11 protein-coding genes are annotated in these 13,430 nt (G+C 69.4%); 6 read left to right on the top strand and 5 right to left on the bottom strand.

The window, feature by feature from the left end; all coding sequences use genetic code 11:
- The first annotated feature begins 144 nt into the window (after positions 1-144).
- Positions 145-1,317, top strand: coding sequence for a M16 family metallopeptidase (locus QM721_RS14500; RefSeq protein WP_415123226.1), 1,173 nt, complete (start codon positions 145-147; stop codon positions 1,315-1,317).
- Here QM721_RS14500 and QM721_RS14495 read toward each other — a convergent pair.
- The 3 genes from QM721_RS14495 to QM721_RS14485 are packed head-to-tail and all read right to left on the bottom strand — an operon-like array spanning position 1,298 to position 5,739.
- A complete protein-coding gene (locus QM721_RS14495) occupies positions 1,298-4,156 on the bottom strand; it encodes a UPF0182 family protein (RefSeq protein ID WP_415123224.1) in 2,859 nt (952 codons plus the stop codon). The two genes, QM721_RS14500 and QM721_RS14495, sit on opposite strands and share 20 nt — an antisense overlap.
- 24 nt (positions 4,157-4,180) lie before the next feature.
- Positions 4,181-4,693: a PPA1309 family protein gene (locus tag QM721_RS14490; RefSeq protein ID WP_415123222.1), complete on the bottom strand. Its 513-nt coding sequence runs from the start codon at positions 4,691-4,693 to the stop codon at positions 4,181-4,183.
- On the bottom strand, positions 4,690-5,739 hold the full coding sequence (locus tag QM721_RS14485; protein ID WP_415123220.1) for a PDZ domain-containing protein: 1,050 nt from the start codon (positions 5,737-5,739) through the stop codon (positions 4,690-4,692). The genes QM721_RS14490 and QM721_RS14485 overlap by 4 nt, the downstream gene beginning before the upstream one ends.
- A gap of 136 nt (positions 5,740-5,875) precedes the next feature.
- Here QM721_RS14485 and QM721_RS14480 point away from each other — a divergent pair, with 136 nt between their 5' ends.
- Entirely contained in the window at positions 5,876-7,228 is a 1,353-nt protein-coding gene (locus QM721_RS14480) for a zinc-dependent metalloprotease (protein ID WP_415123218.1), read from the top strand.
- 253 nt (positions 7,229-7,481) lie between these two features.
- On the opposite strand, the gene QM721_RS14475 is transcribed toward QM721_RS14480, so the two are convergent.
- Positions 7,482-8,012, bottom strand: a complete 531-nt coding sequence (locus tag QM721_RS14475; RefSeq protein ID WP_415123216.1) for a M48 family metallopeptidase — start codon at positions 8,010-8,012, stop codon at positions 7,482-7,484.
- A gap of 275 nt (positions 8,013-8,287) precedes the next feature.
- Here QM721_RS14475 and QM721_RS14470 point away from each other — a divergent pair, with 275 nt between their 5' ends.
- The 3 genes from QM721_RS14470 to QM721_RS14460 all read left to right on the top strand — a co-directional run bounded on the left by QM721_RS14470 (position 8,288) and on the right by QM721_RS14460 (position 10,852).
- The gene (locus QM721_RS14470; RefSeq protein ID WP_415123214.1) at positions 8,288-8,449 is read left to right on the top strand and encodes a DUF5679 domain-containing protein; all 162 of its coding nucleotides are present in this window, start codon (positions 8,288-8,290) and stop codon (positions 8,447-8,449) included.
- A 132-nt stretch (positions 8,450-8,581) separates the two neighbouring features.
- On the top strand, positions 8,582-9,472 hold the full coding sequence (locus tag QM721_RS14465; protein WP_415123212.1) for a hypothetical protein: 891 nt from the start codon (positions 8,582-8,584) through the stop codon (positions 9,470-9,472).
- Between the two features lie 51 nt (positions 9,473-9,523).
- Positions 9,524-10,852, top strand: coding sequence for an ABC1 kinase family protein (locus QM721_RS14460; RefSeq protein WP_415123210.1), 1,329 nt, complete (start codon positions 9,524-9,526; stop codon positions 10,850-10,852).
- Here the strand turns inward: QM721_RS14460 and QM721_RS14455 are convergent.
- A complete protein-coding gene (locus QM721_RS14455; RefSeq protein ID WP_415123208.1) occupies positions 10,763-12,910 on the bottom strand; it encodes an ATP-dependent DNA helicase UvrD2 in 2,148 nt (715 codons plus the stop codon). The genes QM721_RS14460 and QM721_RS14455 overlap by 90 nt on opposite strands.
- A 247-nt stretch (positions 12,911-13,157) precedes the next feature.
- On the opposite strand from QM721_RS14455, the gene QM721_RS14450 reads away from it, so the two are divergent.
- Positions 13,158-13,415, top strand: a complete 258-nt coding sequence (locus QM721_RS14450; protein WP_415123206.1) for a hypothetical protein — start codon at positions 13,158-13,160, stop codon at positions 13,413-13,415.
- Positions 13,416-13,430 lie beyond the last annotated feature (15 nt).

Below are 13,430 nucleotides of genomic sequence, written 5' to 3'. Positions count from 1 at the left end.
CCCCGCAGCCCTGGACGTTCCCCTCCCCAGACACCTCGCGGCTGCCCAACGGCATGGCGGTGCAGGCGTTCCACCGTCCCGGCCAGCACCTGATCAACGCCACTATGGTGATCGATCTGCCGCTGAACGCCGAGCCCGCCGCCCTTGAGGGGGTTTCGGGCAATTCTGCAGCGCTGCCTCGACGAGGGCACGCTTTCCCACCCGGGCACCGACTTCGCCGAGCAACTCGAGAATCACGGCGCGGTGTTCGGCGGCGGGGTCGGCCACGCCGCCACCCATATCAGCCTCGAGGTGCCCACCACCCGGTTCGCCGACGCGCTGTCGTTGTTCGCCGAAGCGGTGCTGGAGCCGGCCCTGGACGAAGCGGACGTCCGCCGTCACGTCGAACTACGGCTGGCCGAGATCGAGCAGCACCGGGCCCACCCGGCTCATCGTGGGGCGGAGGCCTTTCGCGGCGTTGTCATCGACGCCTCCTTCCGCGCGTCGCACCCCACAGCGGGCACCTCCGTCACGATCGCTGAGCTCTCCACCGCCGCTCTGCGGGGCCACTACGACGCCCACTACGGGCCGTCCCGGGCCACACTGGTGCTGGCCGGCGACTTCTCCACCGACCCGCTGCCCACCGTGGCGGACGCCTTCGGCCGCTGGCAGCACCCGGTGCCCGCTGTGCGCGCCGACCGGCCCGAGCCGGGCCGTCCGCAGGTGCTGGTGATCGACCGGCCGGGAGCCGTGCAGGCCGATGTGCGCCTGGGCACCTTCGGCATCGATCGCACCGACCCGCGCTGGCCGGCATTGCGGCTGGGCGCGTTCGTGCTGGGCGGCGGCTTTCTCAGCCGGCTCAACCGGGTGCTGCGCGAAGAACGCGGCTACACCTACGGTGTGCAGTTGTCGAACGTCCCGGCCAGACATGGTGGCCTGCTTGCCATGCACGCGTCTTTTCGCACCGAGGTGGCGGCGGCGGCCGTGGCCGAGGCCCGCGACCTGATCAGGGTGGACGGAGACCGGGCGATCGGCGCCGGCGAACTCGCCGATGCGCTCAACTTTCTGATCGGCATCACCCCGCTGCGCTGCGCCACCGCGGCCGGCATCACCGACCAGGTCGCCGCCCTGGTCGAGGTGGGGCTCGACGCGGACTTCGTCAACCGCCATGCTGACGCGCTGCGACAGGTGACGCCCGAGCAGGCGACCGAAGTCGTTGCCGAACTGCTGCGGCCCGACCGGCTCAGCCTGGTGGTAGTGGGCGACGCGTCGGTTCTGGTCGACGGCCTGCGGGCCGGCGGCCTCAACCCCGAGGTGGTCAGCGACCCATCAGCTTGAGCGCCTCGGCCAGAGCCGCCTTGGCCTCATCGACCTTGCTCTGGTAGGTGGCCAGGTCGCCGTTGCGCAGAGCCGTATCGGCGGCCTCGAAAGCGGCCTGCGCTTTGGCCAACAGCGCCACCGCCTGCGGGTTGGCCGTGGCCGAGCCGGTGGGGCTGGTCGTGGGTGAGGCCGTAGTGCTCGGCGACGCGGTGCTGGTGCCGGTGCCGGTGCCGGTGGGTTTCTCGCCGGTGGTGGCTCCGGCATCGCCGGCGAACACCTTGTCGAGCGCCTCTTGCAGCGTGGAGCCGATGCCCACGTACGAACCGAACCGCACCACGACGTAGGCCAGCGCCGGGTACGACCCGGTGTTGCCCTGCCGCATGGTGTAGATCGGCGCCACATAAAGCAGCCCGTTGCCCATCGGCAGCGTCAACAGGTTGCCGTAGGTGGCCGACGATGCGCCCTGGTTGAGGTAGGGACGCAGCATCTCGGCGACCTTCTGGTCGTTGTTGATGGCGTTGAAGGTCTGGCCCGGCCCGTCGATCTGATGGGTGTCAGACATTCGCAACACCCGTAATTTGCCGTAGTCGGGGCTGGTCGCCTCGGCCACCACCGCCAGGTAGCTGGCCAGGTTGGAACGCCCCCGAGGCACGAACACCGTGGTCTGGCTGAACACCGGGTTGGCATCGCCGGGCCACTTGATGCTCAGGTAGTACGGCGGCTCTTTGGCGTCGCTGTTCGAGTTCACCGGGTTGTTCGGCACCTGCCACAGGTCGGACTGCGCGTACCAGGTGTAGGGGTCGGTCATGTGGTAGCGACCGAGAATCTCGCGCTGCACCTTGAACAGGTCTTCGGGGTAGCGCAGGTGGCTGAGCAAGTCGGGACTGATCGCGCTCTTGGGCTGCACCGTGCCCGCGAATGCCTGCGCGTAGGCCTGCAGAATCGGGTCGGACTCGTCCCAGGCGTACAGGGTGACCGTGCCGTCGTAGGCGTCCACCACCGCCTTGACCGAGTTACGAATGTAGTTGATGTTCTGGTCGACCTGCGTGCCGACCGAACGCGACTGGGTGTCGGCCGCGGAGTCGCGCAGGTTGACCAGCTCGCTGTTGGGGTAGCTACTTGAGGTGGTGTAACCGTCGACAATCCACACCGTGCGACCGTCCACCACGGCCGGGTAGACGTTGGAGTCGACGGTCAGCCAGGGAGCCACCTCCTGCACCCGCTCTTTGGGTGTGCGGTTGTACAGGATCTTGGACTGGCTGTTCACCCGGTCTGACAACAGCAAGTTGATGTCCATGAACCGCGCCGCGTACAGCGCGCGGGTGAACGCGTCACCGATCGACACCCCGCCCTTGCCGGTGTACACGTTCGACTTGGCGTTGGGAGTGTCGAGTTCGATCGGCTCCTGCCCCTCCTCGCGTCCGACGATCGCGTACTGCGTGGACTGCTCGCCGAAGTAGATGCGCGATTCGTGATCAGGCAGCTTGCCGACCGGCGGAATGTCACGGACGATCCACTCCGGCTCACCCATGGCCTGGCGGCGGTTGCCGTAGGCGATCACCAGGCCGTAGCCGTGGGTGTAGACGGTGTGGATGTTGTTCCAGTTCTGGTCGGGCACCCCGGCCAGGTTCATCTCTCGGGCAGCCACCACCACATCGGTCTCGGTGCCGTCGATGGTGTAGCGGTCGACATCCAGCGTCTCTGGAAAGGTGTAGTAGCCGCGCACTTGCTGCAACTGTTCGAACGTGGGGCCGATCACGGCCGGGTCCATCAACCGAATGCCGGGCAGCGCCTCGGCGTCCGACTTGAGCTGGCCGGCCTTCACCTGAGTGACCGCCTCGTACTCGGTCACCTCGGTGTCGGCGATGCCGAAGGCGTCGCGAGTCATGTCGATGTGCGACTGCATGTACGGGTTCTCTTTGTCGGGCTGGTTGGGCGCGACCACGAACGACTGCACCACGGCCGGGTAGATCAGGGTGAGGATCAGCCCAGAGATCACCATCAGCACCACTGCGGCGGCCGGGTAGATGGTGCGCTTGACGATCGGGTTGGCGAAGAACAGGGCGGCGACCAGAAAGGAGATCACCGCCATGACCAGCTTGGCGCCCATCCGGGCGTGGTCGTCGGTGTAGTGGACGCCGGTGAACAGCGTGCCCTGGCTGAGCAGCAGGCCGTACCGGTCGAGCAGGCACTGCAGGCCGTACAGCACCAACAACACACCAGCCAGCACCGACAGGTGCACGCGGGCCGCCGGGCTCAGTTGCGGACGGCCCAGGGTGCGCACCGCGCGCAGTCCCCCGGTGGCGAAATGCACGATCAGTGATGCGACCAGGCTGAACGCCACCGCAGCCAGCACAAAGCTCAGCAGACTCTGCCAGATCGGAAACTCGAAGACGTAAAACCGGTAGTCGAGGCCGAAGCTGGGGTCGGTCTTGCCAAAGGGTGCCGCGTGCAGCCACCCCAGCACCGGCAGCACCTCAGCGGTGGCCGATATGCCGGCCAGTACGCCCAGCGCTACGGCCGGAACGAGCACTGCGATGCGGGTGTTCTTCTCGAGCAAACGCCGGTAGGCGTCGAGCACGGCACTGTCGCCCTGACGGCTGCCCTGCGGGCGCAGCCGGATGGCCAGCCACATATTGCCGCCGATCAACAGCGCCATCACGCCCCCGATGCCGACGAACAGTGCCAGCCGGGTGATCAGTTCGGTGGTGAACACCGTGCCGAAACCCATCGAGTCGAACCACAGCTTGTCGGTCCACACCTGGGTGAACACCGCGAACACGACCACCGCCACGGCGGCGATGGCCAGGGTGAGCAATAGCGGCGATCGACGATGAATGCTTGTCGACAGGCTCACGGGGGAAGTCTCCTCGCTCAAACGTCAATCCAATGTACGTGACAGGGCAGCAGTCAGGCCGGGCACCAGATCGCTACCCGACAACAGTTCGTCGGGGTGGCTGCGCAGCCGGGCCACACCGTACCCGGCGTCACCCCTGAGCACCCCGGCCACGACGCGAACCTCTTGGCGTTCGGGGTGCTGGCGAGCCTGCTCGGCACCCGCCGACCCGGACGGCAGGCCGGCATCCGCCCGGCCTGGCAGGAAAAACCGCTCCAGGCTGAGTGCGACACCGTGCACGCTGGCCGGCCAGGTGATCCGGGCGAGCGCGTCGCCCAGATCGGCACCCGCCGCGAACCCCTCCTGCTCGATTGCCGACAGTTGCCCGGGCTGGGGTTCGGTGCCACCGGTGAGATGCTCGGCCAACTGCGGTTCTGCCGCGATCAGATCGGCTGTCGGCACCAGCGCGAACAGCCGGGACGGCTGGTCCCAGCCCAGCCCACCGACGTGCCGCTCGATCTCGATCAGGCTGGCCACGAGGGCGTCCGACACAGTCACGCGCACCCCTGCACCGAATCGGCCGTGGCCGGGTCGCTGAGGGTGCGTAGCGCCGTGATGGCCTGCGCCAGAGTTTCAACCCGGACCAGCCGCACCGGCGTCGATAGTTCACGAACATCGTCGCAGTTGGCCGCGGGCACCAGAAAGATGGTGGCTCCGGCCGCCTCCGCCCCGGCGATCTTCTCTTGAATACCGCCGATCGCGCCCACCGTGCCATCGCCGGTGATGGTGCCGGTGCCGGCCACCGCTCGTCCGGCGATCAGGTCGGCGGGGGTCACCAGGTCGTAGACGGCCAGCGCGAACATCAACCCCGCGCTCGGGCCGCCGATGCCAGCGTCGATGCGAAAGACCACCGTGGGTTCGTAGGAGTACCCGACGGCCAGGTTGATGCCCACGACCGGGCTCGTCGGGTTGGTGTTGGACGCCACCCCGGTGACGGTCTCAGTGGCCTGCTGGCCGTCGCGCAGCACCGTGAACACGATGGCCTGGCCGACCTCGTGGGACTGGATGGCGCGCCGCACCGCGTCGATGGTCGAGACCACCTTGTTGTCGATGCGCACAATGAAGTCACCGGGCTTCAGCTTGCCGTCAGCCGGGCTGCCGTTTGACACCGCCTGCACCATCGGGTACTCCACGACCTTCTCGCCAGCGGCCCGAAGGCCCGCCGCGACCGCTGCCGATTGCGAGTTGTCCATGCTCTGCGCTTCGCGGGCCTGGATCTCGTCGGTGCTGACACCGGCCGGGTACACCGCCTCACGGGGCAGTACCTCGCGCGCCGACAGCCAGTACGACAGCAGCGCCTCGGGCAGGGTGAGCCGGCTGTCCACCCGGGTCACCGACACCGTGGTAAGCCGCAATTGCCCGGTGGTCGGGTAGGTTTCCACGCCCTGAATGTCGACCCGCGGCTGGCCGTCCACCGCCTCGAACAGGTTGACCGTCGCGCCGGGCGACCAGCTCACGAACGGCACCGGCACCAGCGACACGACAGCGGCCAACGCCACGAACAGCACCGCCGAGACGGCCGCCGTCCACGTCTGCTTGGTCACCCGGCCGAGACTACCGGACGCCACCTGGGCGTTCAGCCCACCCCACACCTTGCGATGTGCGGGACAATGGGTTTCGTACCGCCGCAGTCGCCCCGGCACTGCGGCCCACACCACCACCGACCATCAGGAGTCAGTCATGGCCAACGACCCGGACCTCCCCGGCCAGGGCGGCGATCGCCCCGAGGAGAACCCGCTGGCCCAGTTTCTCGCCCAGTTCGGCATCACTCCCGGCCCGGACGGCGAGTTCGACCTCGCCGCCATCACCCAGCGGCTGCAGTCAGTGATGTCGCAGTTCCAGACCCAGATGGCCGGTTTCGGCCCCACCGACCCGGCCAGCGGCATGAACTGGACCTTCACCCATGACATTGCTCGCCGGGTAACCGCGGCCAAGGGTCCCGACACGACACCGACCCCCTCCGAGGTGGCCAAGCTGCGCGACGCGGTGGGACTCGCCGAGCTGTGGCTCGACGAGCAGACCACGTTTCCACGGCTCAGCGCACCCGCGGTGGCCTGGAGCCGGGCCGAATGGGTCGAGAACACCTTCGCCACCTGGCAGCAGCTCAGCAATCCCATCGTCGCCAGCCTGTCGGCGGCGCTCGGCTCGCTGATGGCCCGCGAGGCCGGCCCGGGTGAGGAGTTCATGAAGCCGATGGTGCGGGCGGCGGCGTCCGGCATGTTCGCCGCCCAGGTCGGCCAGTCGCTAGGCAGCCTGGCCACCGAGGTGCTGAGCGTCAGCGACATCGGGCTGCCGCTGGGTGAAAGACCCCAGGTGGCGCTGCTGCCCACCAACATCGAGGCGTTCGGGGCCGAACTCGAGAACGTGACCGCCGCCGACGTGCTGCTGTTCCTCGCGCTGCGCGAGACGGCGCGGCAGCGGCTGTTCGCGGCGGTCGGCTGGCTGGGCCCGCAATTGCACGCCCTGGTCGAGCACTACGCCCGCGACATCACCATTGACATCACGGCGCTGGAAGAGGCCATCGAGTCGCAACTGAGCGCCGCGATGAGTGCCGACGACCTGGAGCGGGCGGGGCAGGCGCTGGCCGGCACGCTGTTCGAGCCGGCGGTCACCCCCGAGCAGGCCGAGGTGCTGGAGCGCCTCGAAACGCTGCTGGCCCTGGTGGAGGGCTGGGTCGACGAGGTGGTCGGGCACACCATGAGCCGCTGGATGCCCAAGGGAGCCGCGCTCACCGAGGTGGTGCGGCGCCGGCGGGCAGCCGGCGGCCCGGCCGAGGCGGCACTCAAGGCGCTGGTCGGCCTGGAGTTACGCCCCCGCCGCACCCGTGACGCGGCCAACCTGTGGGCTGCGACGCGGGCCACCCGCGGCGCCCAGGCGCGTGACGCGTCCTGGCGACACCCCGATCTGATTCCGACCTCTGCCGATCTCGACGATCCGCTCGGCTATGCCGAGCACGGGCACCAAGCCGCCGGGCCGGACGACCTGGACGCCGAGTTGGCCAAGCTGTTGGACGAAGAGGGCGGGAGCCGGTAGCCGCTCCCAGCCGACGCGCCTCGGCTGAGCTGATCTTCGCTGGTCGAGCCCGTCGAGACCTCGGGAATCGCTGGTCGAGCCTGTCGAGACCTCGGAAGTCGCCGGTCGAGCCCGTCGAGACCTCGCAAGTCGCCGGTCAAGCCCGTCGAGACCTCGGTCACCACACCGGGGAAAGGGGTTTCGACAAGCTCAACCAGCACTGATCAATCGCTGGTCGAGCCCGAGCGCGTCCAGTCGTGTTGCGCAGCCCCGCTCAGCAGCCGGACGCGGGCAGGTTCTGGGCGCTCTGCCAACCCTCGAGAAAGCCCTTGGCGCGCTCACTGTGGGGGTAGCGGGCCACCAACTCGTGAAAGCGCCGGGAGTGGGTGCGTTCGATCAGGTGGGTCAACTCGTGCACCAGCACATAGTCGGTGACCCAGTCGGGCATGGCCTGCAGCCGGTCGGAGATCCTGATTTCACCGGTCGCGGTGGTGCACGAGCCCCAGCGCTGCTGCTGACGGGCCGACCAGGTGACGCTCAACGACGGCGGCTCGCCGCCGGGCTCGGCCAGGTGGGCAGCGAAGAGCGCGCGCGCCCGATGGGTGAGCTCGCGATCGCCCACCGGTGGCCGGCGCGCCGCCTCATGTTCGAGGTAACGCGAGACGAAGGCGGGTACGAGTTCCCGTTCTTGTTGGCGCGTCATTCGCTCGGGCACGACCACCACCAGCGTGCCCCGTTCGCGCATGATGCCCATCGTGGTGCGCCGCCGCGCGCTGCGCCGCACCTGGTAGTGCTCCGAACCCATGCCCAGAAGCGTAATCGTGGGCACTGACACGTTCGCCCGTGTTGACTGCCCAGTCGCGACCCCACTACCGTCTAGGCGGCGAGGCCCTCAGGCACGCGCCGCTCGCAGGGGAAGGCAAGCGGAAACCGGTCGAGGGCCTCGTTTTGCTTCCCAGGTGTGGCACCTCGGCCAACGCAACCGTCGAAGGTGGCCGTCCACAGCCGCCCGTGCCGTATGCTGAACCGGCAAGCGCGCTGTGGTTGCCCCAGCGCACCCATCCAACAGGAGGAAATAACGTGGCCGACGAGACCTACAGCGGTTCGTTCTACTGCGTGAAGTGCAAGGACCACCGCGACGCCACCGGCGACGTGACGGTGAACGCGAAGGGAACCCGGATCGCCAAGGCCAAGTGCCCCACGTGCGGTACGAACCTGACCCGCTTCCTGCCCAAGGCCTGAACTTCTTCCACGAGCGCCGCGCCCGATTGCCGGGTGCGGCGCTCGTGGCATGTCCGGACGATCCCTCGGGTGTTGTCAATTGACTCGTAGGTGTTGTCCGTTGACCCCGGCTCGGCGTGTCGCCACCCTCCGATGCCCACCATGACGGGTGTGCACAACGAGAGCTGGCAACTGTCCGCGCCACTGGTCACGCTGTGGCGATCAGACCAGCGGCTGCAGCTCGGCCTGGAACCACCCGGCGGCGTGCTGATCGATCAGCCCGCACCGGGCATGGAGCCCGTGATCGAAGCCCTGGTCAAGCCCCGCACGAGGGACGAGTTGCTGCACATCGGGGGCCAGCATGCCGACCACTGGCTCGACCGGCTGCTGGGTCTGCTGCAGCGTTCCGATTTGTTGCATCGCCCCGCTGCCGACCCGGGGCCGGTCGCGGTGATCGGACGGGGCCGACTCGCCACGCTGATCGCCGAACTGCTGCTGCAGCAGATGAGCACACCGGTGCGGCTGGTCTGGCCCGGGGCGTCCGGCACCCCGCGAGCCGTGCTGGGGCTGCAGAACCGCTACCCCGACCGGCTGCAGTACGCCGGCCACTGGGGCTACCGGGCCGCCGGCGCCGGCATCACGGTGGTCGCTGCCCAGGCGGCCGAGGCCGACCGGAGCATACTCAGCCAGTTGGTCACCGACGGGCAGCCGTTCCTGGTGGTGCGGGCCAGTGATCTGGGGGCAACGGTCGGGCCGCTGGTGGCTCCCGGACGGTCCCCGTGCCACCGGTGTGAAGATCTCAACCGTGCCGCGGCCGACCCGGCCTGGCCTCGGCTGCTGGCCCAGCTCTGCCGAGAACGGGCCGCGGCGCCGCGGCTGCAACTGGCCTGGGCAGCCAGCACCGGCGCGCTGCACGCGTTGGGCTGGCTTGAAGGAGCACTCCCCGATTCCCTGGGCGCGGCCCTCGAACTCACCGCCGACCGGCACGTGCGGGTGCGTCCGGTGCGCGCCCACCCGGCGTGCGGCTGTCTCGACTACGGCTGACCACCGAACCCGCCCGTCCGGGCCGCTGGCGGCGGTTGGCACAATGGGCCAGTGACCGGCACCGATGACCCCGAACGGCAGAGCGGCGGCCTGCCCACCTCGTCGTTCGCCCGGGCCTCACGGATGCTGCAGTTGCCGCTGGGCGCTGCGCAACGGCAGGCAGTCGGGTTGAGCCGCCGGCTCTTGGGCGCGGACGCCGACCAGGTCGAACGCGAACTACGCGGCGCGGCCGCCGAACAACTGTTCAGCGTGCTCGGCGAACTCAAGGGCGGAGCGATGAAGTTCGGCCAGGCGCTGAGCATGTTCGAGGCGTTCCTGCCCGAAGAGGTCGCCGCACCCTACCGGCATCAATTGGCCAAGTTGCAGGATTCTGCTCCCCCGCTGCCCTCGTCACGGGTGCAGACGGTGCTGCGCAACGAACTCGGCCCCGGTTGGCGCGACCGGTTCGAGTCGATCGACCTGCGTCCTGCGGCCGCGGCGTCGATCGGGCAGGTGCATCGCGCCGTGTTGACCGGGGGCCGTCCGGTCGCGATCAAGGTGCAATACCCCGGGGCCGACCAGGCGCTGCGCTCCGACCTGCGGCAGATCGAACGACTCGCGGGCGTGGTGGCGCCGCTGGCCGGTGGCGTCGACGTGGTGACGATCAGCCGCGAGCTGGCTGCCCGCATCTCCGAAGAGGTCGACTACACCCTGGAGGCGCAGCACCAGAGCCAGGCCGCCGCGGCCTTCGCCGGTGACCCCGAGTTCACGGTGCCACAGGTACACCACGCCACTTCGCGGGTGTTGATCAGCGACTGGCTGGACGGCCGCAAGCTGAGCACGGCCGCCGACTCGCCACGGGCCGTCCGCAACCGGGTCGGGCTGTCGTACGCGCGCTTTCTTTTCGCCGGACCGGCCCGAGCCGGCTTGCTGCACGCCGACCCGCACCCGGGCAACTACCTGGTGTTGCCCGACGGACGGCTCGGCGTGGTCGACTTCGGCCTGGTCGCCCGGTTGCCGGACGGGCTGCCCCCGGCGATGGGGCGGCTGATTCAACTGGCGATCGCCGACGACGCGTCCGCCATGACCGCCGGCCTGGCCGCCGAGGGCTTCATCGCCAAGGACATCGACGCAGGCGAACTGCTCGGCTACCTGGCCCCGTTCGTCGAGCCGGCCCGCTCGGAGGAGTTTCACTTCGACCGGGCATGGATGCGTGAGCAGTTTCTGCACGTGCGCAACAGTTCAACCCGCGACGGGGTGAGCATGAAACTCACCATTCCGCCGGTGTACGCCCTGATTCACCGGGTTTGGCTAGGCGGAATCGCTGTGCTGGCCCAGCTGGACGTCACGGCCCGGTTTCGCGACGTGCTCGCCGAGTTCTTGCCCGGCTGGCACGACTGAGTCGTTGCTCAGAATCGCGAACACCGCATCGGCGTACTGGTCGGCCTTGCGACGGCCCACGCCGGCGATGGCCAACAGTTGCCGTTCGTCGACTGGGCGGGCCTCGGCGATGGCCATCAGGGTGGCGTCTGTGAAGATGCAGAAGGCGGGCAGGTTGGCCTCGGCTGCCTCCTGCCGCCGCCATTCGCACAGCAGTGCCCACGTGTTCTCGTCGTAGCTGGAGGGGCAGTCGGCATGCCGTCCGAGCTTCAAATCGGCACCCGGAGCCAGCGGACGGCCGCAGACCCGGCAGCTCAGGCCCTTCCGGCCCCTAGCCTTCGGACCGGCCGCGCGGGCCGGCCTGCCCGGCTTGGCCTCGGGCCGGATGCCGTCCAGGAACCGCGACGGCTTGCGCCGGACGCCGCCACCGCCGCGGGTCGGCGCCCACGAGAACCACAGGTGACGCCGGGCTCGGGTGATGCCGACGTAGAGCAGTCGCCGCTCCTCAGCGAGCTGGTCGGGCGATTGGGCCAGGGCGAACGGCAGGGTGCCCTCCTGCAGGCCGACCAACGCCACACCCGTCCACTCCAGGCCCTTGGCGGCATGCAGGGTCGACAGGGTCACCCCGGCTCCGGGCGGGGCATGCTCGGCGCGGGCGCGTTCGTCGAGTTCGGCCAGCAGGTCGGCCAGGCCGGCGACGGGGTGCTGGTCGACGAAGTCCTCGGCGAGGCTGAACAGCGCCGCCAGCGACTCCCAGCGCTCGCGGGCCTGGCCCTGGCCCGACGGGGGGTCCGCGGTCCAACCGGTGCCGGCCAGCACGCCGCGGACCACGGTGACCAGGTCGTCGTCGGTCCGCGCCGCCGCCTGACCCCGCAGCGCCTGCAGCGCGGTGCGCACCTCCTGTCGCTGAAAGAAGCCCTCCGAACTGCGCAGCGCGAACGGCACCCGCGCCGACGACAAAGCCGCCTCATAGGCCGGAGACTGGGCGTGAATGCGGTACAGCACGGCCAATTCGGCCGCCGGCACGCCGTCGCGAATCAGCCCCGCCAACCAGGCGGCCACCAGTGCCGCCTCCTCAACCTCGGACTCGGCCTGCCGGAACAACGGCGGCGGGCCGTCGCCGCCTTGAGCCACCAGTCGGACGCCCTGGGCCGGGCCTTGGGCTCGCAGCACCTGGTTGGCCACCTCGACGACCTGGTTGGTCGACCGGTAGTCGCGCACCAGACGGATCACCTCGGCGTTCGGGTGACGCACCGCGAACCGAGTGAGATAGCTGGAGCGGGCGCCGGCGAAGGAATGAATCGTCTGCGCGGGGTCGCCGACCACGCACAGGTCAAAGCGCTCGCCCAGCCACAGCTCCAGCAGCTTCTGCTGCAGCGGGCTGACGTCCTGATACTCGTCGACCACTAGGTGCCGGTAGGCGCGACGCACCTGCGCTCGCACGTCCTCGTGATCGGACAGCAGCGCCACCGTGCACAACAACACGTCGTCGAAGTCGATCACTCCGCGGTCGACCTTGAGGCGTTCGTAGCGGTCGTAGACGCGACCCACCCCGGTGGGGTCGACCGCGGCCACCTCGCGCCCGCCGGCGATGGCCAGTTCGGCGTAGTCAGCCGGCGGCACATTGCTCACCTTGGCCCAACTGATCTCGGTGAGCAGGTCGCGCAGGGTGCCCGACTCGACCCGCCGGTCGAGTTGCCGTCCGGCCGCCTCGGCCATCAAACCGGCCCGCTGGTCGCTCACCCGGGGCAACTCGCTGCCCATCGCCGCCGGCCAGAAGTACTGGGCCTGGCGCAACGCCGCGGAGTGAAAGGTACGGGCCTGCACCCGGGGTTGGCCCAGGTCGCGCAGCCGTCCGCGCAGCTCGCCGGCCGCGCGGGTGGTGAAGGTGACCGCCAGCACGCCCAGGGGGTCGTAGGCGCCGATCGCGCACCCGTAGGCGATCCGGTGGGTGATCGCCCGGGTCTTGCCCGTGCCAGCCCCCGCGATGACGCAGACGGGCACCCCGAACGTGGTCGCCACGGCCCGCTGCTCGGGGTCGAGGGCGGCCAGCAGATCGTCGGGTTCCGGCACGCCCATCACTGTAGAACCCGGCCCGGACACTCGGTGAACCGCCGCGGGGCAAGCCGGTGCCGCTCGCCGGCCGAGCCTGATCAAACCCGTTCGGCACCCGCTGGTCGAGCCCGTCGAAACCCCCGGCCGATACCCGCTGGTCGAGCCCGTCGAAACCCCCGGCCGATACCCGCTGGTCGAGCCTGTCGAGACCCCCGGCCGCTTCTGGGATTCACTATCATGCGGACGCAAGCCGACCTCCCGAGGGATCACCATGGAACAACCGTCGAACACCGATGCCGGCCCTGCCCATGCCAGCGACGAGGCGACGCCCGGGTCGTCTCCATTCGCGCGCGCGACCGCCTGGCGCGGCCCCGGCGGCATCCGCGTTTCGGTGGTCGGGCTGATCGGTGTCGCGCTGGTGATCGCCGGCATCCTCGCCCTCGTCATGTCGGGCAACGCCGCCTTCAGTAGCGGCGTCGTCGTGGCCGGTTTCGGAGTCTTGTTGATCGACGCACTGCGGGCGCGCTGAAGGCTCGACGAAAAC

The organism is Micropruina sp., assembly GCF_047602085.1.
GTDB lineage: Bacteria > Actinomycetota > Actinomycetes > Propionibacteriales > Propionibacteriaceae > Micropruina.
The sequence above is the reverse complement of the archived record's forward strand: the minus strand, read 5'-3'. Positions and strand labels throughout refer to the sequence as shown.